We start from the raw sequence: 22,750 nt of genomic DNA, 5'->3' as shown, positions 1-22,750 counted from the left end.
TTTAATGTTCAGATGCACTTGAAGTAGTCGAACGGCTCCAGGCACGAGAGGCAGCGATAGCTGGCCTTGCAGGCGGTGGAGCCGAACTGGCTCACCTTCTGCGTCTGCGCCGAGCCGCAGCGCGGGCAGGCGACCGTGAGGTTGGAGCCGGAGGCGAGCCGGCGCGCGAGCGCCAGCGAGCGGCCGTCGGCGGCGGTGTCGTCCACTGGCGGGGCGATGCCGTAGGCGCGCAGCTTCTCGCGGCCCTCAGCGCTCATCCAGTCGGTGGTCCAGGGCGGAGAGAGCTGGCGCTCCAGCCGCACGCGGGCGACACCGTGCGCATTCAGCGCCCGCTCGATATCGAGATTGATGACGCCCGTCGCCGGGCAGCCGGAATAGGTGGGCGTGACGGTGACGACGAGGGTGTCGTCGTCCCATTTCACCTCGCGGACGATGCCGAGATCGACCAGCGAAAGCACCGGGATTTCCGGGTCCGGCACCTGCGACAGCCAGTGCCAGACCTCGTCAAGGGACGGCAGGGTGGCGGTCGCCATTTTCGCCCCCTACCAGGTCGCGCCGGGATAGGCGCGCTGCAGGAACTGCATGTCGGCGAGGATGTAGCCGAGATGCTCGGTGTGGACGCCGCGCCGGCCGCCCTTGTGGACGTAAGCCGAGGTCGGCGCCTTCAGCGTGGCCTCGCGCAGCACTTCGGAGACGATGGCCTCCCATTCCGGCTTGAGGCTCGCCGGATCGGGCGCAATGCCGGCGGCGGCCACGGCGCGGTCCGCATCGTCGGAGATGAAGAGTTCGCCCACATAGGACCACATGTCGTCGAGGGCGCGCTGCATCCGCGCGTGGCTCTCATCGGTGCCGTCGCCGAGGCGGATCACGAGGTCGCTGGAGCGCTCCAGGTGATAGGCCGCCTCCTTCACCGCCTTGGCGGCGATCTCGGCGACGCGCGGATCGGCGGATTTGGTCAGCGCCGTCAGCATCACATGGTGCCAGGCATCGAACAGAAACTGCCGCATCAGCGTCTGACCGAAGTCGCCATTGGGGCGCTCCACCAGCAGGCAATTGCGGAAGGCGGCGGCGTCGCGCAGGAAGGCGAGCGCATCGGCATTGCGGCCCTTGCCTTCCACCTCGCCGGCGAGGCCGAGCCAGAGCTGGGTCTGGCCGATGAGGTCCAGCGCCGTGTTGGCGAGGGCGATGTCCTCTTCCAGCACGGGGGCGTGGCCGCACCACTCGGACACGCGATGGCCGAGGATGAGGGTGTTGTCCCCCATCCGGGTCAGGAATTCGAACAGAGCGGCGCGATCGACCGCGATCTCGGCGCTGGCCATCACATGTGCCCCACTTCTTCGGGAATCTGGAAGAAGGTCGGATGGCGGTAGACCTTGGAATTGGACGGCTCGAACAGCGGCCCCTTGTCCGAGGGGCTGGAGGCGGTGATGTCCACCGACTTCACCACCCAGATGGAAACGCCCTCATTGCGGCGTGTGTAGACGTCCCGCGCATTCTTGATGGCAAGCTCCGCGTCGGGCGCGTGCAGGCTGCCCACATGGCGGTGGTTAAGGCCGTGCTGGCCGCGGATGAAGACTTCCCACAAAGGCCATTCGCTGGACATGGTTGTTCCTCCCGTTCCGGGCCGGACGGCGAGGCCGTCCGGAAGATGTGCTGTTGTTATGGTACGCCCTGACCGGCGATTACTTGGGCGCGGCTATTCCGCGGCGACGCGGGCGGCGGCGCGGCGCGCCTCGGCCTTCTCGGCATGGGCAAGCAGGCCGTCGCGGAACCAAGCCCCGTCTTCCCAGGCCTTCACACGGGCGCCGAGGCGCTCCTTGTTGCAGGGGCCGTTGCCGGCGATGACCTCGAAGAATTCGGACCAATCCGGCTCGGAGAAATCGTAGCCCTTCTTCTCCTCGTTCCACTTCAGGTTCGGATCGGGGATCTTGAGGCCGAGATATTCCGCCTGCGGCACCGTCTGGTCGACGAACTTCTGGCGCAGCTCGTCATTGGTGTTGATCTTGATCTTCCACGCCATGGACTGGGCGGAATGCACCGAATCCTTGTCGGAGGGACCGAACATCATGAGGGCGGGATACCAGAAGCGGTCGAGGGCATCCTGCGCCATGGCCTTCTGCTCGGCCGTGCCCTGCGCCATCTTCATCATGATGTCGTAGCCCTGGCGCTGGTGGAAGCTCTCCTCCTTGCAGATGCGGATCATCGCGCGGCTGTAGGGTCCGTAGGAGGTCTTCTGCAGCTGAACTTGGTTCATGATGGCGGCGCCATCCACCAGCCAGCCCACCGCGCCGATATCGGCCCAGTTGAGAGTGGGATAGTTGAAGATGGACGAATACTTCATGCTGCCGTCGTGCAGCTTGGCGAGCAGCTGATCACGACTGACGCCGAGCGTCTCGGCGGCGCAATAGAGGTAGAGGCCGTGGCCGGCCTCGTCCTGCACCTTGGCGAGCAGGATGGCCTTGCGCTCCAGCGTGGGCGCGCGGGTGATCCAGTTGCCTTCGGGCAGCTGGCCGACGATCTCGGAATGAGCGTGCTGGCCGACCTGGCGGATCAGAGTCTTGCGGTAGCCCTCCGGCATCCATTCCTTCGGCTCGATCTTCTCGCCGCGGTCGATGCGCTCCTGGAAGGCGCGCTCCTCCGGCGAAAGCTCGGCGGCGGACTTCATGCCCTCGGACTTCACGAGCTGTGCGTACATGCTGTGTCCTCCCCGTAAGACCTGTTGGATCGGCCGTCTCATGCGCGGCTTTGGGCGGCGGGTGAAGTAGGCGCTCCGGCCGCCGCCGCCGGTCCTGGCAGGCAGCATGCTGCCTGCTGTCCGGCACCTTGCGAACGTTTATATATTACAGAAAATCGTATTTCAAGTTATTTTCGTAACATTTAAAAGCCGGAGGCTGCGGCCTGACCATCGCCTACCCCTCTAAGCCTTGAATCTAAACGTGATTTTCGGGTGTCCCGGCAGCGGCGCGCCGTCCTCGCCCACGGCATTTTCGTCCAGCCAGCGCTCCGAGGCTTCCACCAGGCGGCCATAGATGTCGGCGCACACGGCACGGGCAGCAAGGCCCGGCCAGTCCTCCGGCAGGATGGCGGAAGGCAGGATGGGATCGCGCAGCACGATCCGACGGTAGTCATGGATGAGCAGCACGCGGGCGACCATCGCCTCTAGGTCGGTCAAGGCGGCGCCGGCCTGCAGCTCCGCCGCCAGCGGCTCGAAGGTGTCGATGAAGCGCCGATAGGCCTCCGCCGTCTGCTCCAGCGGCCAGGCGCGGGCGGCCAGCGCGCGCTGTTCCTCCGCGCTGCCGGAGACATCGAGCCGGAGGGCGGAGGCCGCCTCCTCCGGCACGCCGGTTCCGGCGGGGGCCACAAAGACGCCGGGCAGCGGCATGCCGAAACCGGCCGCCTCCAGCGCCGCCCGCGCCCCTTCGCGGGCGCCGGTCTCGATGAGCAGCATGTCGAAATGCCCGTGCCATTCCGGCGGGCGGTGGCGGTAGATGTGCTCGGTGGCGCGGGCGAAGGTCTCGCGGCCCTTTTCCGCCAGGCGATAGAAGCTGTTGCGGCCCACCCGCGTGCGCGTCAACCAGCCATCGGCGGCGAGGCGCGACATGGCCGTGCGCACCACCCCGTCGGCCACGTCCAGCCCGCGGAAGAAGGCGAGCAGCGTGCCGAGCCACACCGAGCCGCCGCGCGGCACGATGGCATCGCCATAGATGGTGACGATGATGGACCAGGTGCGCGACGGCTCGGCGCGGACATGGTCGAGGATGAGGTCGAGGGCGCGGCGCGACATGGCCGTTCCTTAATGCGTTTTCGGCCGCGATCCTATTCCGCCGGTCGCCGCGCCTTGGTCGCGCGGGGCGCCTCGGCGGCGGCAGGCGCCGTGCGGCGGCGCGGGGCGGAACGGGGCTGCGCGGGCTTTCCCTCCGGCGACCGGGCATCGGCGGCCTTGGTCTCCGGGGCGGACATGCTGTGCAGTGCTTCCTCCGCCCCTGCCTTGATGAGGCCGGTGACGAGGCGGGCATAGTCGGCGCGGGTCAAGCCCTTGCCGTCGCGAAACCAGAGATACTGCCAGTTGAGCATGCCGAAGGCCGACATGGTGACAGGCTTCAGCATGGGCCCGCGCCCGACGGACGGCACCTCCTCGGCAATGGCATCGGCGAGCAGGGTCACGAGCTTGCGCTCCAGCGCGCGCAGGGCTTCCTGCCGGTCACTGTTCAGCAGCTTGAGGTTGGCGATCTGCACCTGATGCTCGGCGTCGGCATCCTTATAGGCATCGAGCAGCGAGGCCGACATCGCGTAGATGCGGCCGCCCGCCGGGGCGTCGGCGATCGCCTTCTCTGCGCCGGCGATCAACTGCTCCAGATGCGAGGACAGGATGTCGAAGAGCACCGCCTCCTTGTCCGGATAGTAATGGTAGAGCAAAGCCTTGGATGCGCCGCAGGCGTCCGCGATCATGGTGATTGACGTACCGGAATAGCCGTATTGCGCAAACAGCTCCGCCGATTTGTGGAGGATGGCCTCCCGTTTGGCCTCGTAATCCTGTGCACGCGTGCGAGCCATCTTGCCTGTCCATCTCGATCACCGCCGCAAGAGCCGGCTGCGATCGTCCGCCATCACTGGGAAAGGGGTTCAGATATCAAATATTGTCCGCCCGGTCGATCAATGATCCAGCGCAAGCGCCCTAACTGCAAGGCCCCGCGGAAGCCGCACGCAATCAATTGACCATCCGGCCGGTTAATTATATGGTTCAGGTCCCGCCGGTCGAATGGCCAGCGGACGGAGGCGGGACAACCCGCTCCTCGGCCCGAAATGGACCTTTAGGAGGAACGCTTCATGGATACGCCCGCACGCCTGCGGCCGATGCTGCGCGCGGCTGCCATCATGCTCGCGACCGCGGTCGCCGGCCCGGCGCTCACCAGCCCCGCTTTTGCCGCCGATCCCATCAAGATCGGCTCCGTGGTTTCCGCCACCGGCCCCTCCGCCTTCCTCGGCGATCCGGAAGCCAAGACGCTCAAGCTCTATGTGGACGAGCTGAACAAGAAGGGCGGCCTCCTCGGCCGGTCCGTCGAGCTGGTGCTCTATGACGACGGCGGCGACGCCAACAAGGCGCGCACCTTCGCCACCCGCCTCGTGGAGGACGACAAGGTGGTCGCCATGGTCGGCGGCACCTCCACCGGCGCCACCATGGCCATGATCCCGGTGTTCGAGGAAGCCGGCATTCCCTTCGTCTCGCTCGCCGGCGGCATCGAGATCATCGAGCCGGTGCGCGCCTTCGTCTTCAAGACGCCGCACACCGACAAGACCGCCTGCCAGAAGATCTTCGAGGACATGAAGGCGCGGGGCATCACCAAGATCGGGATGATCTCGGGCACGGACGGCTTCGGCAAGTCCATGCGCAACCAGTGCCTGAAGGTGATCGGCCAGTACGGCATCACCGTCGTCGCCGACGAGAATTACGGCGCCACCGATTCCGACATGACGCCCCAGCTCAACAAGATCAAGAACACCGCGGGCGTCGAGGCGGTGCTGAATCCCGGCTTCGGCCAGGGACCGGCCATCGTGACGCGCAACTATGCGCAGCTCGGCATCAAGCTGCCGCTCTACCAGAGCCACGGCGTCGCCTCGAAGAGCTTCATCGAGCTCGCCGGCCCCGCCGCCGAGGGCGTGCGCCTGCCCGCCCCGGCCATCCTCATCGGCGACAAGCTGGCGGCCAACGATCCGCAGAAGCCGGTGGTGGCGGAGTACAAGACCTCCTACGAGAAGGCCACCGGCCAGCCGGTCTCCACCTTCGGCGGCTACGGCTATGACGGCATCCAGCTCGTCGCCCGCGCCATCGAGAGTGCCAAGTCCGCGGACCCGAAGAAGATCCGCGACGCGCTGGAGGCCACCAAGGGCTATGTGGGCGTCACCGGCATCTACACCTTCGCCCCCGCCGACCATCTCGGCCTCGGCACGGATTCGTTCCGCATGCTGGTGATCCGCAACGGCGACTGGGCGATCGAAGCACCCGCCCGCTGATCGTTTCGCACACCCGATCCCCACCGCGGCGGCGCCACGACGGCGCCGCCACACAGACGGCGTGAGGACATGTCCGAATTTCTCCAGCTCGCCTTTTCGGGGCTGACGGTGGGCGCCATCTACGCGCTCATCGCCCTCGGCTTCACGCTGATCTACAACGCCTCAGACGTGATCAATTTCGCCCAGGGCGATTTCGTCATGATCGGCGGCATGGGCACCGTCTTCCTCATGGCGGCGGGCCTCGCACTCCCTGTTGCGGCGCTGATCGCGGTGGTCGCCGCCGTGCTGGTCGGCCTGCTGCTGCACCGCCTCGCCATCGAGCCCGCCCGCGGCGCCTCGCCGGTGACGCTCATCATGATCACCATCGGCGCGTCCATTTTCATCAAGGGCGTGTCGCAGATCATCTTCGACAAGCAGTTCCATTCCCTGCCGGCTTTCTCGGGCGACACCCCCATCCCGGTCGGCGGCGCCACCATCCTGCCCCAGAGCCTGTGGGTGATGGGCACCGCGCTCGCCCTCGTGGTGGCGCTCTATCTGTTCCTGGAGCACACGCTGGTGGGCAAGGCAGTGCTGGCCACCGCCGCCAACCGGCTGGCGGCGAAGCTCGTGGGCATCAATGTCGCCCTCGTTCTCGCTCTCGCCTTCGGCCTCTCGGCGGCCATGGGCGCGCTCGCCGGCGTGGTGGCGACGCCCATCACGCTGACCCGCTACGACATCGGCACCCTCTTCACCCTGAAGGGCTTCGCCGCGGCAATGCTGGGCGGCATGGGCAATCCGGTGGGCGCCGTGGTGGGGGGCCTCCTCATCGGCCTCATCGAGACCTTCGCGGCCGGCTACCTCTCCTCCACCTACAAGGACGCGGTGGCGTTCCTGATGATCCTCGTCGTCCTGCTGTTCATGCCGCGCGGCCTGTTCGGCAGCCGCACCGTGGAGCGCGTGTGATGAAGGCCATCCTGCGCTCGCGCCTCACCCCGCTCGTCGCCCTCGCGCTCATCATGGCGCTGGTGCCGATGATCGCCCCCACCTCCTTCCACCTGCGGGTGGCGGCGCTGGTGTGGATCTTCTCCCTCGCCGCCCTCGGCCTCACCATCCTCATGGGCTATGCGGGACAGGTGAGCCTCGGCCATGCCGGCTTCCTCGGCATCGGCGCCTATGCGGTGGCCATCGGGCCGGCGCGGCTCGGGCTCGATCCGCTGCTCTGCCTCCTGCTCGGAGCTGTGCTCTCCGGCCTCATCGCCTGGCTGGTGGGCCGGCCGATCCTGAAACTGAAGGGCTATTACCTCGCCATCGCGACGCTGGGCTTCGGCGTCATCGTCGCCCTGATCCTCCACAGCGAGACCGAGCTGACCGGCGGGCCGGACGGCATGTCCGTGTCGCGCATCACTTTGTTCGGCTGGCGGGTCACGGGGGCGCTGAACTGGTACTGGGTCTCGGCCGGGGCGCTGCTCATCGGCGCGCTGATCGCCCTCAACATCGCCGCGAGCCCCACGGGGCGGGCGCTGCGCGCGCTGCACGACAGCGAGGTGGCGGCGGCCGGCGCGGGCATCGACGTCAGCGCCAAGAAGCTCGCCGCCTTCGTGGTGGCGGCGGTCTATGCGGCAGTGGCGGGCGGGCTGCTGGCGGCCATGAATGGCCTCATCACGCCGGAGGCGGCGAGCTTTTCCCACTCGGTGGAGCTGGTCGCCATGGTCATCATCGGCGGGCTCGGCTCGGTGTTCGGCACCGTGCTCGGCGCCGCCTTCCTGGTGGTGCTGCCGCAGACGCTCACCGCTTTCCAGGAATACGAGCAGGCGGTGCTGGGCCTCCTCATCATGGTGTTCATGATCTTCCTGCCCCAGGGCATCGTGCCTTCGCTGCGCGCGATGATCGAGGAGCGCCTGCCGTGACCCCTCAGACGCCCCTTCTCGACGTGAGCGGCATCGGCATCTCCTTCGGCGGTCTCAAGGCCGTTGACGCGGTGAGCTTCAAGGTCGGCGCCGGCGAGGTCTTCTCCATCATCGGGCCGAACGGGGCGGGCAAGACCACCCTGTTCAACCTCGTCACCGGCATCTACCGGCCCTCGCGCGGCAGCGTGCGGCTCGACGGCGCGGACATCACCGCCGTCCCGCCCCACCGGCGCGTCAGCCGCGGCATGGCGCGGACCTTCCAGAACCTGCAGATCTTCTTCCGCATGACCGCGGTGGAGAATGTGATGGTGGGCTGCGCCCTCTCCGAGCGCACCTCCTTCCTCGCCGACATGCTCGGCCTGCCCTCCGTCTTCCGGCAGAACCGCGTGACGCGCGAGAAGGCGCTGGCGCTGCTCGACCGGGTGGGCCTCGCCGCGCTGGCTGACGCGCCCGCCGGCGCCCTGCCCTACGGCGCGCTGAAACGCCTCGAAATCGCCCGGGCGCTTGCCGCCGATCCGAAGATCCTGCTGCTGGACGAGCCGGCCGCCGGCTGCAACGCGGTGGAGACCGAGGCCATCGACCACCTCATCGCCGAGATCGCCAAGGGCGGCATCGCGGTGGTGCTGATCGAGCACGACATGAAGCTGGTGATGAAGATTTCCGACCGCGTGCTGGTGCTGGCCCAGGGCCGCCCGCTGGCGGAGGGGCCGCCGCGCGCCGTGCGCGAAAATCCGGAGGTCATCGCCGCCTATCTCGGGGACATCGGATCGCGGGAGGCGGATCGTGCTCACGGTTGAGGCTCTCTCCTCCTCCTACGGCCGCATCATGGCCCTGCGCGAGGTCTCGCTGGAAGTGAAGGCGGGCGAGATCGTCGCCCTCGTCGGCTCCAATGGCGCCGGCAAGACCACGCTCCTGCGCGCCATCTCCGGCGTGCAGCCGGTGCGCGGTGGGCGCATCCTGTTCGAGGGTGAGGCCATCGAAAAGATGGAGCCGCACCTGCGGGTGGTGCGCGGCATCTCGCAGTCTCCCGAAGGCCGGCAGGTGTTCGGCCCGCTCAGCATCGAGGATAATCTGAGGCTCGGCGCCTATCGCCGGCAGGACGCGCGCCGGCAGGCGCGGCTCGATCATGTCTACGGGCTGTTCCCGGTGCTCGCCGAACGGCGCAGGACGCCGGCCATGAGCCTGTCCGGGGGCCAGCAGCAGATGCTCGCCATCGGTCGCGCGCTGATGGCGGGGCCGAAGCTGCTGCTGCTGGACGAACCCTCCCTCGGCCTCGCGCCGCTTCTGGTGGACCAGATCCTCGCGGCCGTGACCTCCCTGCGCACCGAGGGCATCACCACCCTGCTGGTGGAGCAGAACGCCTCCGCGGCTTTGGCCATCGCCGACCGCGGCTATGTTCTGGAGACCGGCCACATCACCATGGAAGGCACCGGCGCGGCTTTGCTGGACGATCCGAAGGTGCGCGCAGCCTATCTCGGCCTCTAGGGGTATTTCCGTAACGAAGCTGGATCGAGAGAGCCGACACGAACTGGCTCTAGGCGGTTGTGCAACTCCAGATAATCATGGTGGCGCTTGCTCCAAGCCCTGACCGGAGCCGGCTGATCGGGCGGTGTCCTCCGGGATGCCGCCCGAAATCGTTTCTGAACCGATCGTTCCTGGCCCCATCATTCCCGGCCCAACGATCGCCAGCATGTCGGCCGGCGCACCGCGCGCGACGATCCGGCCGCCATCCATCACGATGATCTCGTCCATCGCCTCAAGACCCGCGCGTCGGTGCGTGATGAACAGCAGGGCCTGATCGCGGGTGGCACCCAGGACACCCTCAAGCACGTCGCGCTCGGTTTCGCCGTCGAGCCCTTCGGTGGGCTCGTCAAGAATGAGGATCGGCGCCTCCTTCAGCAGGGCACGGGCCAGCCCGAGCCGCCGGGCCTGCCCGCCCGACACCTTCGCCCCGTTGGCGCCGAGGAAGGTATCGAGCCCCTCCGGCTGGGCAACCACGAAGGTGAGGACGCCGGCGCGCTCCAGCGCCGCTTCCAGCTTCTCCGGCGATGCATCGGGATCGGCGACAAGAAGATTTTCGCGAATGGTGGCGGCGAAGAGATGATCGTGCTGCGCCAGCACCGCCATGCGCCGCCGCAGGTCATCTGAGTTGAAGTCAGCGATGCTCGAACCGGCGAACGTTACCTCCCCCGGCGCAGGGGCGCGGAACCGGAGCGCCAGCGCGACGAGGCTCGACTTGCCCGAGCCGCTCGACCCCACGACCCCGATACGCCGTCCGGGCGCGAGCACCAGATCTATGTCGGTGAGGGCCGGACCGGATGCGCCGGGATAGGTCAGCCCCGCATGGGCGAAGGCCAGCGTGCCGACCTCCGACACCGGCTTCGGCGCGGCGGGCTCCTCCACCGGCGGCGGACGGTCGATGAGGTCGAAGATGCGGCGGGCCGAGGCGAGCGTCGCCGGCAGGGTCTGGAAGGCGAGCGGCAGCGGCGCCACCGCCTCGAACAGGGAGAGCGCGAGCAGCGCCAGCATGGGCAGATCGGCACCGGGCAGCGTGCCCGCCAGCACCCGCGGCGCGCCGATGAGCAGCACCAGCACGAGGGAGGATTGCGCGAACAGCCCGACGCCTGCGCCGGCAAAGCCGAGAATGCCGGCGAGCCGGTGCTCGCGGGCGATGAGCGTGTCGCTCGTCTCATCCAGTGCGGCACGGTGGCGGCGGTCGGGATCGTAGATGTCGAGTTCCGCCCGCCCTTCCAGATGGTCCACCAGCAGCGCGTTGAGCTGCGCCGTGCCGGCCGTCACCTCCCGCGATGCCCGTGCCCCGAGGCGATGGACGAGAAGCGGCAGGCCGAGCCCGGCGAGGAGCGCGGCAAGGCCGATGCCCACCGCCATCCCGCCATCATGGAGCGCGAGGACAGAGAGCCCGACTGCCAGCACCAGCACCGCGGCGAGGCCGGGCGAGAGTATGCGCAGGAAGGCAAATTCCAGCCGGTCGATGTCGCCCTTGAGCCGGGCGAGGAGATCGCCGGAGCGCTGGTCCTCCAGCGCCGCCGGGGCGAGCGGGATGAGCCGCGCGAAGAACCACGGACGCAGCGCCGCCACGAATTTCAGCGTCGCCTCGTGGCCGACAATCCGCTCGCCGTAGCGCCCGACCGTGCGGACGACGGCATAGGCGCGGATCGCTGCCGAGGGTGTGAAATAGTTCACGCTCGCCCCGGCCGCGCCGGCCAGCGCCATGGCCGCGATGAACCAGCCGGAGGTGGCCATCAGGGCGATATGGGCGAGAGTCGCCAGCGCCGAGACCAGCACGGCCAGCCCCATCCAACCGGCATGGGGCGCCATCAGGCGCAGGAGGCGGAGCGCGTCCTTCATCCCGCCGCCTCCGCTTCGCCGATGGTGGGGGCGAGATCCGGCACGAGATCGCCATCGAGCACACCATGCCGCAGCAGGTGTGCGGGGGTCCCCTCCGTGACGATCCGCCCGGCCGCAAGCACGAGGATGCGGTCGGCGCCGGCGACGCTCGCCAGCCGGTGCGCAGCGACGAGGCCGGTGCGGCCGGCGAGAAGGCGGGAGAGGGCGGCCTGCACGTCGGCCTCGCTCTCCCGGTCGAGATGGGCAGTGGGCTCGTCGAGCACCACGAACGGGGCGGCGCGGTAGAAGGCGCGGGCAACCGCAAGGCGGTGGGCCTGACCGCCGGAGAGTCCGGCGCCGCCTTCGCCCACGTCCGACGCAAGGCCGCCGGGCAAGGCCGCCACCACATCGGCGAGGCCGGCATCGGCCACCGCGCGGACCAGCCGGGCCGGATCCGGCGCCGCTTCGCCGGGAGCGATGTTGGCGGCGTGCGTGCCGGCGAACAGGCGCGGGCGCTGGGGCACGTAGGCGATGCGGCGGCGCACGTCGGCAAGATCCAGCTCCGCCAGCGGCACCCCATTCACCATCACCCGGCCGGAGGTCGGGCGCACGAAGCCGAGCGCGAGGCTGAGGATGGACGACTTGCCGGCCCCGGAAGGCCCGACCAGCGCCACCGTCTCGCCCGCACCAATGGTGAAGCTCACGCCATCCAGCGCGACACGCCCGTCGGGAAAGGCGAGGCGCACGTCCTCGAAGCGGATGGAGATGGCCTCGGGGCCGGGCAGCGGCGTCGCGCCACCGCTCTCGGCAAGGGCCGGCATCTCCTCCAGCGCCACGAGTCGCTCGGCGGCGCCGATGGCCTCCATGCGGGCATGGTAGGCCGTGCCCATGGCCCGCAGCGGCGCATAGAATTCCGGCGCCAGCAGCAGCACGAACAGGCCCGGGAAAAACGCCATCTCGCCCCACAGCAGCCGGAAGCCGATGAAGATGGCGATGAGGGCGATGGACACGGTGGCGAAGAATTCCAGCACCGCCGACGACAGGAAGGCGACCCGCAGCACCGCCATGGTGTCCCGCCGGTAGTCGTCGGCGACGGCGGCCACCTCCGTCACCATGCGGCCTGCGGCGTTGAACGCCTTCAGCGTCGCGAGGCCCTGCACCGCATCGAGCAGATGCCCGGACATGCGGGCGAGCCGGCGCCACTGCTTCTGGTTCAGCGCCTCCGTGCCCTTGCCGATGAGGATCATGAAGACGGGGATGAACGGCGCGGTCGCGAGCAGGATGAGACCGGACACCCAATCGAACGGGAACACCGCCACCAGCACCGCGACAGGCAGCATCACCGCCAGCACCGAGGCGGGAATGTAGCGCGAATAATAGGGCTCGACGGCCCGCACACCCTCCGCCAGCGCCGCCACCAGCTCGCCCGTGCGGGCCTCGGCAAGGCCCACGGGGCCGATGGCCTCCACCCGGTCGAGGAGCCGGGCGCGCAAGGCGCGCATCACCTTCGCGGCGGCGGCGAAGCCGAAATGCTCGCTCGCCCATACCGCGCCGAAGCGCAGCAGGATGGCGCCGACGAGGGTGGCGAGTTCAAGCCCATGGGAAGAGAGCGGCTCGTGGCGGAACAGCACGGCATCGATGATGCGGGCGACGAGAAAGGCCTGCGCGATGACGAGGAGGCCGGTCGCCGCCGATGCCGCGAGGGATCGGCCGAGGTCCGCCCGCGCCGTGCCGCGAAAGCCCGACAGGAAGGCGGAGAGGCGCTTGCGATCGGTTGCGATGCGTCCCTCCCCTCGTTCGCGCGGCAGGCGGCACGCCCCCCGCCCAGAGGCAGAGGGAGATACCACACGCGCCAGCCGCTCACACTGCGATGAAGGCGCCCAGCCGATTGGCCGGCAGCCATGGGGCCAGCAATACGCGGGCGCCGACGCTCAGTCTTCCGCGTTCGCCCGCGCGGCGAGGCCTTGATGGAGCAGGTCCACCACCTCCTGCGGCAAGTTCAGGGCGAGGGCAGCTGCGTGGCCCTCCTCGGACATCTTGCCCCATGTCTTGGCGAGGATGCCCGCCACCTTCTCCGGCTCGGGCCGATGCTTCAGGAGGAAGGCATCGAGTTCGTAGGTGAGGAAGACCAGCACGGCCACGTCCTCCAGCACCTGCATATCGGCATCCTGCTTCAGCCGGTCCTTACGGACGATCTTGCCGACGCGCTCTGCGAAAGCCGCTTCCAGGCCGAGGCCGAGCAGGATCTCGATGACGCGCCGCTCGTGGACGTTCTTCAGCTCCGTGCGCCAGCGGAAATAGCCGGCCTTGCCCGCCGGATAGGTCTCGCGCGGGATGGTGAAGCGCTCGATATGCTGGCCACGCGCGGCGATCTTCAGGGCATCGGAGGCATCGGGTATGAAGCGGGCGAGCACCTGCGTCATGCGCTGCCCATAGAGCACCGCCGCCGGCACGCTCCGGCCGTCCACCTCCACGCGGGCGGGATCGGCGCCATTGGCCGCGTCGATGGCGGCGTAGACCTTCTCCAGCAGGGCGGCGGGAATCGCGTGGCTCGTCATCGGGGCTCCTGTGAAAACAACCGGCGGCCTGAATCTGGCGGCCATCATGGGCGCGGATGCGCGCCTGTCTAGCGCAGGCGCAGCCGGGCCCAGCGCCACAGCGCCCGCGCCCGGCGCTTCAGCTCGGCGAGCCTCAACCATTCCGACACCGTGCGGTGCACCGAGGCCGCCGTCTCGATGACATAGGCCATCCACCGGACCGTCATCAGCTGAGACTTGCCGGCGGTGAAGATGCGCTCGATGAGGACGAAACTCACCAGATGGGCCAGCAGGAACAGGAAGGTGCCGGTGCGTACATGGCCGTTGGCGATGTGAAGCAGCGCAAGAAACTTCACCGGCTCCACCACCCCATAGGGCACCGCAATGAGCACGAGCACCGCATAGGCCGGCAGGCTGGCGACCCAGTGCTCGAACTTCTGCACCAGCTTCAGCGCGGAGAGCCAATCGAGCAGCGGGCGGTAGAGCGGACGGACCAGCTCGTCGAGCAGGATGACGATGCCCACCACCAGCCGGAACACGAGGCGCAGAACGGCGACCAGCAGATTGCGACGGCGGGACGGACGGGGCGGGACAGGGGATTCGACCATGCCCCGATGATGCCGGGGAAACCGCGCTCGCGATATGTGCCGCAACGGAATGGCGGTGGGAAATCCGGGGAGAGGACTAGACCAGCTTGGCGGCCGGAATCCACTCGGGTTCATAGGGCTCGATCGCCCCGAGCTCTACGGCCTTCTCCAAGGCATCAAGGCAACCCGGCATATTGCCGATATCGAACCGCACCAGATCCGTCAGCGAGAAGCGCCACCACCGCAGACGCTCAAGGCGGACGATCGTTTCCGGATCGAAGCGATAGCGCACCAGTTGCGCAGGATTGCCTGCAACGATTGCATAGGCGGGAACGTCGCGCGTGATGCACGAGAGCGCACCAATCACCGCACCGTTGCCGATGGTGACGCCGGAGCGGACGAAGGCGTCCTGCCCGATCCAGACATCATGGCCGATCTTCACAGGCTTGACGCTGTTCGCAAACCAATGCCGCTCAGGTGAATCGGCTCCCGATACAAAGCGGTCCCAACCATAAAGCGCAGGGTTTTCGAAACTGGAGCTGGTCGAAAGCCGCGCAATGTCGTGTTCGTTGGCCCCAAGCGTGACGCCCGGCGCGATCGAGCAATATCGGCCGACTTCCACCCAGCACGCATGTCCCGCTGCATGCAGCATGGAAAAGGCACCGAAGCGGGATGGAAACTCGCTCCGAATGTGCTTGGTCACCAGACATGGTGGCTCAAACGCCAATGCTGCATTTGCGTTCGACGCATCGACGTTTGCTTGCACGCCCGAGCTCACCGCGTCCCCCTCACCCGATCGCCCCGTTCTTCGAACCGGGACAGAAAGTGCGCCGTGTAGTTCGCCGGAATCCCTCCCGGGAATTTTTCCGAACGGGGGCGCAAGGTCTGATTGGACGAAATCAATACGAGAACGTGGCTGAGGCTGCAACCGGGGCTGCCGAACCGACCGCTGACGGGCGAAACGGCCCGTCAGCGGCTCATGCGCGCGAGTTCCGTACGGTCAGACCGCGTGGCCAACCAGGGTGCCGATGGCCGCCGTCGCGGCCATGGCGATGGCGCCCCAGAAGGTGACGCGGATGGTCGGCTTCAAGATATCGGCGCCGCCCGTCCGCGCACCGAGAGCTCCGAGAACAGCGAGGCAGACCAGCGATCCGCCCGAGACGATCGGCGCGATCAGGGCGGTGGGCGCCACGAGGGAGATGATGAGCGGGATGGCCGCGCCGAGCGCGAAGGTCACCGCCGACGTGAGCGCCGCCTGGATGGGGCGCGCGACCACGTGCTCGGCCAGACCCAGCTCGTCGCGGGCATGGGCGGTGAAGGCGTCCTTCGCCGTCATCTGCTCGGCCACCTGCCGGGCCAGCGCCGGCTCGACGCCGCGCCGCACATAGATCTGCGTCAGCTCGTTCAGCTCGCTTTCGGGATCTTCGGCAAGCTCCCGCCGTTCCTTCTGCAGATCGGCATTCTCGGTGTCGGACTGCGAGCTCACCGAGACATATTCGCCCGCCGCCATGGACATGGCGCCGGCGACGAGGCTGGCGGTACCCGCCACCAGGATTTCCGACGAATTGGTCGAGGCCGCAGCGACGCCGACCATGAGGCTGGCGGTGGAGATGATGCCGTCGTTGGCGCCAAGGACGGCGGCGCGCAGCCAGCCGATGCGTTCGATCAGGTGGTTTTCGCGGTGCAGAGGCTTCATGGCGATACCTGCTGGGAGGAACGGATCGACGCGCGACAGGCTGCGGCGGAGGGAAGGTGCTCCAGCTTAGAAGTGGTCTAATCTCTTGAAGCCGGGGCGCCATGAGGCGCGTGGTCGCGTCGCTCCCGGGCGGCGAGGATAGCGGAAAATATAGTCGGCTCAACGTCTCACGCGCTTCCGGGGCCGGCCGCCGCGCGCACCCGCGCTATCGGACAGGCTCGTCCGGTTGCACGGGCGGTACCCAGGCGGCGATGCGGGCGCGGCCGTCGGGCGACATCTGCCCAGCTGCGTCGATGATGACGTCGTGGACGATGGACCACACGTCCCGGCGGGCGTCGCGCAGGCCGGACAGTGCGGCCCGCGCCGCCGTCGGATCGAAGGGCATGGCGAGGAAGGCCTCGCGGGCGCGGTCCTGGGCCGCGCGCGAGGCCGCCTCGGCCTCCACCAGCTTGCCGTTGGCGGCGCCGAAGCGGGTCAGCAGCAGGCGGGCGTCGGTCATGGGGAGGGTTGCCGCGAGGCGGTCGATGCGCACGCGCGGGCTGCGGTCCTCCACATTGGGCGACGGGAAGGAGACGGGCTTGTGCGGCGCACGCATCACCACAGCCAGCGCCAGCCCGGCGAAGAACAGGTTGAGGGCAAGGGAGGCGACGAGCAGACGCCGCGGCGCGGAGGCGAGGCCCGAAAAGCCGGACATGGGGCCCAATCCGGCGCTCACAGCACGCCCTCGCCGATCGGTCCCGGCTCGAACACCACCGCGCTGACATCAGTGGCCGAACCAGCCCGCGCTCCGGCGCCGATGCCGACCAGCGTGTCGCTCGATCCCACCATGAAACCGAGCAGGGCCATGCCGGCGAGCGCCGCGATGCTCGGCCAAGCCGGCCTCAGATCGAGCGCGATGAGCCAGTCCGGCAGCCACAGCACCGGGTGGCGACGCGACTGGCGCGGCAGCGGCGCATTGGAGAGCGCGCGCGCCACACGCTGCGCAGGGCGGGTGTCGGCGGCGGTGGTCAGGCGCGCGGCATCCCACAGGCGGCGCTCCAGCGCGGTCTCCTCGGCGAGGAGCGCACGCACCGACGCGTCGGTCGCAAGCAGCGCCTCCGCCGCCGCGCGCGTGTCCTGCGGCCACAGGGAGACATTCGTGCCGAACCGGATCAGGAAATGCTCGAAATCCTCACGTGTCATCGCCCTGTCCTTCTTTTCGTGCGGCGCCAAGGCTCAGGCGCAGCCTGCGCCGGGCGCGGACGAGCAGCGTCTCCACGCCGGAAACCGAGGTGCCGAGAATCTCCGCCGCGTGCGCATTGGAGAACCCCTCCCAATAGGTGAGCAGGATGGCCATCCGCTGACGTTCGGGCAATGCGGCCACCGCATCAAGCAAGGCCCGGTCCTCCTCCTGCCGCTCCAGCCCGGCGAGCGCGTCCGGTGCCGGATCGGCCCGCTCGCCCGCCGCATCGAGGCCGAGGAACGGCGGGCGGCGGTGGGCATTGAGGCACAGGTTGATGACGATGCGGTAGAACCATGTGCCGAACGCCGCATCCAGCCGCCAGCGGGGCGCCGCCCGCCAGACCCGCAGCAAAGCCTCCTGGGCGATATCCTCCGCATCGGTGCCGCTGCCCACGAAGCGCCGGGCGAAGGCGACGGCCCGCACCGCATAGCGCTGGCAGAGCACGCGGAACGCGGCTTCATCGCCGGCGGCGATGGCCGACATGAGATCCTCGTCGCTCGGCTCGCGCATGCGCGTCCAACTGCCCGCCTGTGTCCCGGCCCGTTCCGCCCGCAACATGGCACCATGATGCGAACTCCCTTCAAGTCCATCGCCGCCGGATTGTTCGCAGCGGCGGCCACGGCAGCCGGTCCGCTGCTCGCCGGACGTTGGCAATTGAACACCCGGGCGCGCGAAACCCTGCGCTCCGCCCCGCTCATCACAGAGACGTGAGCTTTGCTGCAGTGCGCGCAGGGTTCCGGCGGCGCGGGTGTTCAAGGGGGCATCGACTATTGCCGCAGGACGGCCTGATGCGTGTCTTCCCCTTCGTCATTTCATCGATCGTTGTCGTCGCCGGTGCTCTCGCCTGGCAGCAGGGACTGATCGGAGCCGCCGCACAGGCCCCCAAGCCGAAGGCGCCGCCCCCACCCATCCCGGTGATCGCGACGGCGGTGAAGACGGAGGACGTGCCGGTCTATGGCGAGGGCATCGGCACGGTGCAGGCCTCCAACACCATCACCGTGAAGGTGCGCGTGGACGGCGAGCTGACCAAGGTAGTGTTCAAGGAAGGCCAGGAGGTGAAGGCGGGCGATATCCTCGCCCAGATCGATCAGCGCCCCTTCGCCGCCGCCCTCGCCCAGGCCAAGGCAGCCCGGGCCAAGGACGAGGCCCTCCTCGCCAACGCCAAGGCGGACTACGACCGCTACAAGGTGCTGGTGCCCAAGCAGGCGGCCTCCCAGCAGCAGCTCGATACCCAGAGCGCGCTGGTCGCCCAGTATCAGGCGCAGATCGCGGGCGACGAGGCCGCCATCGACACCGCCCAGATCCAGCTCGACTACACCACCATCCGCGCGCCCATCTCCGGCCGCACCGGCGTGCGGCTGGTGGACGAGGGCAACATCGTCCACGCCAATGACGAGGGCGGGCTGGTGGTCATCACCCAGCTGAAGCCCGTCGCCGTGGTGTTCACCCTGCCGCAGGACCGGCTGGACGACATGCAGGCGGCGCTGGCGCGCGGCCCGGTGTCGGCCCTCGCCTTCCGCCGCGACGGCGTGACCAAGGTGGGCGACGGCACGGTGGCGCTGATCGACAACCAGATCAGCTCCGACACCGGCACGCTGCGCATCAAGGCGGTGTTCCCGAACGACGACCTCAAGCTCTGGCCCGGCGCCTTCGTGAACGTGAAGGTGCTGCTCGACACCCACCACAACGTCGTCACCATCCCCGCGCAGGCCATCCAGCGCGGGCCGGACGGCTTCTATGTCTATGTGGTGAAGCCGGACGCGACGGTGGAGAAGCGCGCCGTCACCACCAGCGGGATCAGCGCCGGCATCGCCTCCATCGCCACCGGCCTCGTGGCCGGTGATCAGGTGGTGATCGACGGTCAGTACAAGCTCGTCCCCGGCGCCCGCGTCACCGTGCGGCCGCCGCCAGCGAGCCCGCCTGCCAGGAGCGTGATGGTGGGAGCGCCGGCATGAACGTCTCGGCGCCCTTCATCCGACAGCCCATCGCCACCACGCTGCTGATGGCGGCCCTGCTGCTGGTCGGCCTCGTGGCCTATCCGCTGCTGCCCGTCGCGCCCCTGCCGCAGGTGGACTTTCCGACCATCCAGGTCTCCGCCAGCTTGCCGGGCGCGAGCCCCGAGACCATGGCCTCCTCCGTCGCGACCCCGCTGGAACGGCAGTTCAGCCAGATCGCCGGCGTGGCGCAGATGACTTCGACCAGCGCGCTGGGCGTCGCCTCCATCGCCATCCAGTTCGATCTCGGCCGCAGCATCGATGCCGCCGCGCAGGATGTGCAGTCCGCCATCAATGCGGCGTCCGGCCAGCTGCCCAAAAACCTGCCGAGCCCGCCCACCTTCCGCAAGATCAACCCGGCGGATGCGCCCATCCTCATCCTGTCCGTGCAGTCGGACCTCTATCCCCTCACCAAGCTCGACGACGCCGCCGACACCATCCTCGCCCAGCAGATGAGCCAGATTCCCGGCATCGCGCAGGTGGCCATCACCGGCGAGCAGAAGCCGGCGGTGCGGGTGCAGGTGGACCCCGCCAAGATCGCGGCGCTGGGCATGAGTCTGGAAGACGTGCGCGCGGTGCTCGCCGCCGCGACCGTTGACCAGCCCAAGGGCAGCTTCGACGGGACGGCGCAGGGCTTCACCATCTATGCCGACGACCAGTTGCTTACCGCCCTGCCCTGGAACGAGGTAGTGGTGGCCTACAAGAACGGCGCGCCGGTGCGCATCCGCGACATCGGCCGTGCCGTGGACGGGCCCGAGAATGCGCGCCTCGCCTCCTGGCAGGATGGCAAGCGCGGCATCCAGCTCATCGTCTTCAAGCAGCCCGGCGCCAACGTCATCGACGCGGTGGACCGGGTGAAGGCGGCCATCCCGCGGCTGGAGGCCTCCCTGCCTCCTGGCATCACGGTGAAGATCATCGGCGACCGCACCGAGACCATCCGCGCCTCGGTGGATGACGTGCAGCTCACCATGCTCATCACCATCGCGCTGGTGGTGGCGGTGATCTTCGCCTTCCTGCGCAGCCTGTGGGCCACCATCATCCCCAGCGTCACCGTGCCCATGGCCCTCATCGGCACCTTCGCGGTGATGTATGTGGTGGGCTACAGCCTCGACAACCTCTCCCTCATGGCCCTCACCATCGCGGTGGGCTTCGTCGTGGACGACGCCATCGTGATGCTGGAGAACATCTATCGCTACATCGAGGAGGGCATGCCGCCCTTCGAGGCGGCGCTGAAGGGGGCGGGCGAGATCGGCTTCACCATCATCTCCATCAGCCTGTCGCTGGTGGCGGTGTTTATCCCCGTGCTGCTCATGGGCGGCATCGTCGGGCGCCTTTTGCGCGAGTTCGCCGTCACCGTCACCATCACCATCCTGGTCTCGGTGGTGGTGTCGCTGACGCTGACGCCCATGATGTGCTCCCTGTTCCTCAAGAACGAGCACAACGTGAAGCACGGGCGCGCCTACTTGGCGGCGGAAGCCTTCTTCGACGGGATGCTGAAGGTCTACGACACCGGCCTCAAATGGGTGCTCAGCCACCAGTTCCTCACCCTCATGAGCCTCCTCGCCACGGTCGCCGCCACGGGCTGGCTCTATGTGGCCATCCCCAAGGGCTTCTTCCCGCAGCAGGACACCGGCTTCATCCAGGGCTTCTCCGAGGCGGCGCAGGACATCTCCTTCTCGGCCATGACAAGCAAGCAAATGGCACTTCTCGACATCGTGGCGCGCGATCGGGCCATCGAGCACGTGTCCGGATCTGTGGGCGCCACCGGCGGCTCGCAGACCATCAATACCGGCCGCGTCTGGATCACCCTGAAGCCGCGGAGCGAGCGCGACGTGACCGCCGACGAGGTGATCCACCGCCTGCGGCCACAGCTCGCCAAGGTGGAGGGCATCGCTTTGTTCCTGCAAGCCTCGCAGGACATCAACGTGGGGGGCCGCGCCTCCCGCACCCAGTATCAATATACCCTGCAGGACGCCAATCTCGACGAGCTGAACGCCTGGGGCCCGCGCATGCTGGCCAAGCTGAAATCCCTGCCGGAGCTGACCGACGTCGCCACCGACCAGCAGACCAACGCGCCCACCGTCTCCCTCACCATCGACCGCGACACCGCCGCCCGCTTCGGCATCCTGCCACAGGTGATCGACGACACGTTGTACGATGCCTTCGGCCAGCGCCAGGTGGCGCAATACTTCACCCAGCTCTCGCAATACCACGTCCTCCTGGAGGTCGATCCCAAGCTCCAGACCGACCCCGGCGCGCTGGACAAGGTCTATGTGCGCTCGCCGCGCACCGGCGAGGAGATCCCGCTCTCCGCCTTCGTGAAGGTGGATAATTCCAAGACCGCCTATCTCTCCATCTCCCACCAGGGCCAGTTCCCGGCGGTGACGCTCTCCTTCAACCTCGCGCCGGGTGTGGCGCTCGGGCAGGCGGTGGACGCGATCAAGCAGGCGGAGCAGGAAGCGGGCATGCCGCAGACGTTGATCGGCACCTTCCAGGGCACGGCGCAGGCGTTCCAGAACTCGCTCCGCACCCAACCCTACCTGATCCTCGCCGCTATCGTCGCCGTCTACATCATCCTCGGCGTGCTCTATGAGAGCTTCATCCACCCGCTCACCATCCTCTCCAGCCTGCCATCGGCGGGCGTCGGGGCGCTGCTGGTGCTCTATGTGGCGGGCTATGACCTCTCGGTCATCGCCCTCATCGGCATCCTCCTGCTCATCGGCATCGTGAAGAAGAACGCGATCATGATGATCGACTTCGCCCTGGTGCGGGAGCGCGAGGGCAAGTCGCCGGAGGAGTCCATCTATGAAGCGTGCCTCATCCGCTTCCGGCCGATCATGATGACCACCATGGCGGCGCTGCTCGGCGCCCTGCCGCTGATGCTCGGGTCAGGCACCGGTTCGGAGCTGCGCCGCCCGCTTGGCTTCGCCATCGTCGGCGGCCTCATGGTGAGCCAGGTACTCACGCTCTATACGACGCCGGTGGTCTATCTCTACATGGTCCGGCTGCAGCGCTGGCTCACCCGCAAGCGCGACGAGCCCGCCGCCCCGGTGCGCCTCGCCCCGGTGCCGCATCTCGACGAGGCGGCGGAGTAGGACAGCCCTGCCCCTTGACCTTCAGGTGGAAGGAGGCCCATGTCCTGCCGTCGTCCCCTGAAGGAGTTCCAGATGAGCGCGCCGGTGAAGATCGTGGTCCTCCTCTCCGCCCGCCCCGGCAAGGCCGAGGCGCTGCAGGAACTGCTCACGGGCATGGCGCGCGCCACCCGCGCCGAGCCGGGCAACCTGCGCTGGGACTTCTGGCGCGACCAGGCCGAGCCCACGCGGTTCGTCATCGACGAGCTTTATGTGGATGCTGCGGCCGTCACCGCCCACCGCGAGACGCCGCACTTCGAGAACTACTTCGCGCACATCAACGACCTCGCCGAGCGCACCCCCTTCGTGCTCGATCCGGTCGACGTGGCCGGCTGAC

24 protein-coding genes are annotated in these 22,750 nt (G+C 68.3%); 9 read left to right on the top strand and 15 right to left on the bottom strand.

The features are described from left to right. Positions 1-8: 8 nt before the first annotated feature. From paaD to FHT36_RS17960, 6 genes are all read right to left on the bottom strand, one after another. The gene (paaD, locus tag FHT36_RS17985; RefSeq protein WP_169123841.1) at positions 9-533 is read right to left on the bottom strand and encodes a 1,2-phenylacetyl-CoA epoxidase subunit PaaD; all 525 of its coding nucleotides are present in this window, start codon (positions 531-533) and stop codon (positions 9-11) included. Between the two features lie 9 nt (positions 534-542). Beyond that, positions 543-1,319 carry a 1,2-phenylacetyl-CoA epoxidase subunit PaaC gene (gene paaC, locus FHT36_RS17980; RefSeq protein WP_210257830.1) on the bottom strand — a complete coding sequence of 259 codons (777 nt, stop codon included), beginning with the start codon at positions 1,317-1,319 and terminating at the stop codon, positions 543-545. Further along, positions 1,319-1,603, bottom strand: a complete 285-nt coding sequence (paaB, locus tag FHT36_RS17975) for a 1,2-phenylacetyl-CoA epoxidase subunit PaaB (RefSeq protein WP_024280576.1) — start codon at positions 1,601-1,603, stop codon at positions 1,319-1,321. The genes paaC and paaB overlap by 1 nt, the downstream gene beginning before the upstream one ends. A 93-nt stretch (positions 1,604-1,696) precedes the next feature. Then, the gene (gene paaA, locus FHT36_RS17970; RefSeq protein WP_024280577.1) at positions 1,697-2,695 is read right to left on the bottom strand and encodes a 1,2-phenylacetyl-CoA epoxidase subunit PaaA; all 999 of its coding nucleotides are present in this window, start codon (positions 2,693-2,695) and stop codon (positions 1,697-1,699) included. Positions 2,696-2,917: 222 nt separating this feature from the next. Next, entirely contained in the window at positions 2,918-3,784 is an 867-nt protein-coding gene (paaX, locus tag FHT36_RS17965) for a phenylacetic acid degradation operon negative regulatory protein PaaX (RefSeq protein WP_169123839.1), read from the bottom strand. Positions 3,785-3,816: 32 nt separating this feature from the next. After that, positions 3,817-4,554, bottom strand: a complete 738-nt coding sequence (locus tag FHT36_RS17960) for a TetR/AcrR family transcriptional regulator (protein ID WP_169123838.1) — start codon at positions 4,552-4,554, stop codon at positions 3,817-3,819. A 273-nt stretch (positions 4,555-4,827) separates the two neighbouring features. Between FHT36_RS17960 and FHT36_RS17955 the strand changes: the two genes are divergently transcribed. The 5 genes from FHT36_RS17955 to FHT36_RS17935 all read left to right on the top strand — a co-directional run bounded on the left by FHT36_RS17955 (position 4,828) and on the right by FHT36_RS17935 (position 9,383). Continuing rightward, complete coding sequence (locus tag FHT36_RS17955; protein WP_210257829.1) at positions 4,828-6,012, top strand: ABC transporter substrate-binding protein; 1,185 nt, start codon at positions 4,828-4,830, stop codon at positions 6,010-6,012. Between the two features lie 69 nt (positions 6,013-6,081). Next, positions 6,082-6,954, top strand: coding sequence for a branched-chain amino acid ABC transporter permease (locus tag FHT36_RS17950; RefSeq protein ID WP_168459627.1), 873 nt, complete (start codon positions 6,082-6,084; stop codon positions 6,952-6,954). Next, a complete protein-coding gene (locus tag FHT36_RS17945; protein WP_169123837.1) occupies positions 6,954-7,898 on the top strand; it encodes a branched-chain amino acid ABC transporter permease in 945 nt (314 codons plus the stop codon). The genes FHT36_RS17950 and FHT36_RS17945 overlap by 1 nt, the downstream gene beginning before the upstream one ends. Then, positions 7,895-8,695 (top strand): ABC transporter ATP-binding protein, encoded by an 801-nt coding sequence (locus FHT36_RS17940; protein WP_169123836.1) that lies wholly within the window; start codon positions 7,895-7,897, stop codon positions 8,693-8,695. Before FHT36_RS17945 ends, FHT36_RS17940 begins: the two co-directional genes overlap by 4 nt. Then, entirely contained in the window at positions 8,682-9,383 is a 702-nt protein-coding gene (locus FHT36_RS17935) for an ABC transporter ATP-binding protein (RefSeq protein WP_169123835.1), read from the top strand. The genes FHT36_RS17940 and FHT36_RS17935 overlap by 14 nt, the downstream gene beginning before the upstream one ends. A gap of 75 nt (positions 9,384-9,458) precedes the next feature. Here FHT36_RS17935 and cydC read toward each other — a convergent pair whose 3' ends face one another. The 9 genes from cydC to FHT36_RS17890 form a co-directional block, all read right to left on the bottom strand. Continuing rightward, on the bottom strand, positions 9,459-11,267 hold the full coding sequence (gene cydC / locus FHT36_RS17930) for a thiol reductant ABC exporter subunit CydC (protein ID WP_169123834.1): 1,809 nt from the start codon (positions 11,265-11,267) through the stop codon (positions 9,459-9,461). Then, positions 11,264-13,093: a thiol reductant ABC exporter subunit CydD gene (cydD, locus tag FHT36_RS17925; RefSeq protein WP_348644500.1), complete on the bottom strand. Its 1,830-nt coding sequence runs from the start codon at positions 13,091-13,093 to the stop codon at positions 11,264-11,266. The genes cydC and cydD overlap by 4 nt, the downstream gene beginning before the upstream one ends. A gap of 84 nt (positions 13,094-13,177) precedes the next feature. Next, on the bottom strand, positions 13,178-13,804 hold the full coding sequence (locus FHT36_RS17920; protein WP_246702286.1) for a DUF4202 domain-containing protein: 627 nt from the start codon (positions 13,802-13,804) through the stop codon (positions 13,178-13,180). 68 nt (positions 13,805-13,872) lie between these two features. Then, positions 13,873-14,391 (bottom strand): hypothetical protein, encoded by a 519-nt coding sequence (locus tag FHT36_RS17915; RefSeq protein ID WP_169123833.1) that lies wholly within the window; start codon positions 14,389-14,391, stop codon positions 13,873-13,875. Between the two features lie 76 nt (positions 14,392-14,467). After that, positions 14,468-15,148, bottom strand: coding sequence for a CatB-related O-acetyltransferase (locus FHT36_RS17910; protein WP_348644499.1), 681 nt, complete (start codon positions 15,146-15,148; stop codon positions 14,468-14,470). Between the two features lie 222 nt (positions 15,149-15,370). After that, on the bottom strand, positions 15,371-16,066 hold the full coding sequence (locus FHT36_RS17905; RefSeq protein ID WP_169123832.1) for a VIT family protein: 696 nt from the start codon (positions 16,064-16,066) through the stop codon (positions 15,371-15,373). 205 nt (positions 16,067-16,271) lie between these two features. Further along, entirely contained in the window at positions 16,272-16,760 is a 489-nt protein-coding gene (locus tag FHT36_RS17900) for a periplasmic heavy metal sensor (protein WP_169123831.1), read from the bottom strand. A gap of 17 nt (positions 16,761-16,777) precedes the next feature. After that, positions 16,778-17,248, bottom strand: a complete 471-nt coding sequence (locus FHT36_RS17895; RefSeq protein WP_169123830.1) for a hypothetical protein — start codon at positions 17,246-17,248, stop codon at positions 16,778-16,780. After that, a complete protein-coding gene (locus FHT36_RS17890) occupies positions 17,238-17,798 on the bottom strand; it encodes a sigma-70 family RNA polymerase sigma factor (protein WP_169123829.1) in 561 nt (186 codons plus the stop codon). Before FHT36_RS17890 ends, FHT36_RS17895 begins: the two co-directional genes overlap by 11 nt. A gap of 54 nt (positions 17,799-17,852) precedes the next feature. Here FHT36_RS17890 and FHT36_RS17885 point away from each other — a divergent pair, with 54 nt between their 5' ends. The 4 genes from FHT36_RS17885 (at position 17,853) to FHT36_RS17870 (ending at position 22,749) form a co-directional block, all read left to right on the top strand. Next, on the top strand, positions 17,853-17,999 hold the full coding sequence (locus tag FHT36_RS17885; protein ID WP_169123828.1) for a hypothetical protein: 147 nt from the start codon (positions 17,853-17,855) through the stop codon (positions 17,997-17,999). A gap of 77 nt (positions 18,000-18,076) precedes the next feature. Further along, complete coding sequence (locus tag FHT36_RS17880; protein ID WP_169123827.1) at positions 18,077-19,243, top strand: efflux RND transporter periplasmic adaptor subunit; 1,167 nt, start codon at positions 18,077-18,079, stop codon at positions 19,241-19,243. Beyond that, positions 19,240-22,377 carry a multidrug efflux RND transporter permease subunit gene (locus FHT36_RS17875; protein WP_169123826.1) on the top strand — a complete coding sequence of 1,046 codons (3,138 nt, stop codon included), beginning with the start codon at positions 19,240-19,242 and terminating at the stop codon, positions 22,375-22,377. Before FHT36_RS17880 ends, FHT36_RS17875 begins: the two co-directional genes overlap by 4 nt. A gap of 39 nt (positions 22,378-22,416) precedes the next feature. Continuing rightward, entirely contained in the window at positions 22,417-22,749 is a 333-nt protein-coding gene (locus FHT36_RS17870) for a putative quinol monooxygenase (protein WP_229645813.1), read from the top strand. Position 22,750: the final 1 nt, after the last annotated feature.

It is taken from the genome of Xanthobacter sp. SG618 (assembly GCF_012932745.1).
Lineage (GTDB): Bacteria > Pseudomonadota > Alphaproteobacteria > Rhizobiales > Xanthobacteraceae > Xanthobacter > Xanthobacter flavus.
The sequence above is the reverse complement of the archived record's forward strand: the minus strand, read 5'-3'. Positions and strand labels throughout refer to the sequence as shown.

Excerpts from the sequence above, each read along its gene's own strand:
- paaD (WP_169123841.1), bottom strand. The coding sequence starts at position 533 with ATGGCGACCGCCACCCTGCCGTCCCTTGACGAGGTCTGGCACTGGCTG.
- paaX (WP_169123839.1), bottom strand. The coding sequence starts at position 3,784 with ATGTCGCGCCGCGCCCTCGACCTCATCCTCGACCATGTCCGCGCCGAG.
- FHT36_RS17905 (WP_169123832.1), bottom strand. The coding sequence starts at position 16,066 with ATGAAGCCTCTGCACCGCGAAAACCACCTGATCGAACGCATCGGCTGG.
- paaB (WP_024280576.1), bottom strand. The coding sequence starts at position 1,603 with ATGTCCAGCGAATGGCCTTTGTGGGAAGTCTTCATCCGCGGCCAGCAC.
- FHT36_RS17870 (WP_229645813.1), top strand. The coding sequence starts at position 22,417 with ATGTCCTGCCGTCGTCCCCTGAAGGAGTTCCAGATGAGCGCGCCGGTG.
- paaA (WP_024280577.1), bottom strand. The coding sequence starts at position 2,695 with ATGTACGCACAGCTCGTGAAGTCCGAGGGCATGAAGTCCGCCGCCGAG.
- FHT36_RS17875 (WP_169123826.1), top strand. The coding sequence starts at position 19,240 with ATGAACGTCTCGGCGCCCTTCATCCGACAGCCCATCGCCACCACGCTG.
- FHT36_RS17885 (WP_169123828.1), top strand. The coding sequence starts at position 17,853 with ATGATGCGAACTCCCTTCAAGTCCATCGCCGCCGGATTGTTCGCAGCG.
- FHT36_RS17900 (WP_169123831.1), bottom strand. The coding sequence starts at position 16,760 with ATGTCCGGCTTTTCGGGCCTCGCCTCCGCGCCGCGGCGTCTGCTCGTC.
- FHT36_RS17880 (WP_169123827.1), top strand. The coding sequence starts at position 18,077 with ATGCGTGTCTTCCCCTTCGTCATTTCATCGATCGTTGTCGTCGCCGGT.
- FHT36_RS17895 (WP_169123830.1), bottom strand. The coding sequence starts at position 17,248 with ATGACACGTGAGGATTTCGAGCATTTCCTGATCCGGTTCGGCACGAAT.
- FHT36_RS17960 (WP_169123838.1), bottom strand. The coding sequence starts at position 4,554 with ATGGCTCGCACGCGTGCACAGGATTACGAGGCCAAACGGGAGGCCATC.
- FHT36_RS17950 (WP_168459627.1), top strand. The coding sequence starts at position 6,082 with ATGTCCGAATTTCTCCAGCTCGCCTTTTCGGGGCTGACGGTGGGCGCC.
- FHT36_RS17945 (WP_169123837.1), top strand. The coding sequence starts at position 6,954 with ATGAAGGCCATCCTGCGCTCGCGCCTCACCCCGCTCGTCGCCCTCGCG.
- paaC (WP_210257830.1), bottom strand. The coding sequence starts at position 1,319 with ATGGCCAGCGCCGAGATCGCGGTCGATCGCGCCGCTCTGTTCGAATTC.
- FHT36_RS17915 (WP_169123833.1), bottom strand. The coding sequence starts at position 14,391 with ATGGTCGAATCCCCTGTCCCGCCCCGTCCGTCCCGCCGTCGCAATCTG.
- cydC (WP_169123834.1), bottom strand. The coding sequence starts at position 11,267 with ATGAAGGACGCGCTCCGCCTCCTGCGCCTGATGGCGCCCCATGCCGGT.
- FHT36_RS17920 (WP_246702286.1), bottom strand. The coding sequence starts at position 13,804 with ATGACGAGCCACGCGATTCCCGCCGCCCTGCTGGAGAAGGTCTACGCC.
- FHT36_RS17955 (WP_210257829.1), top strand. The coding sequence starts at position 4,828 with ATGGATACGCCCGCACGCCTGCGGCCGATGCTGCGCGCGGCTGCCATC.
- FHT36_RS17890 (WP_169123829.1), bottom strand. The coding sequence starts at position 17,798 with ATGCGCGAGCCGAGCGACGAGGATCTCATGTCGGCCATCGCCGCCGGC.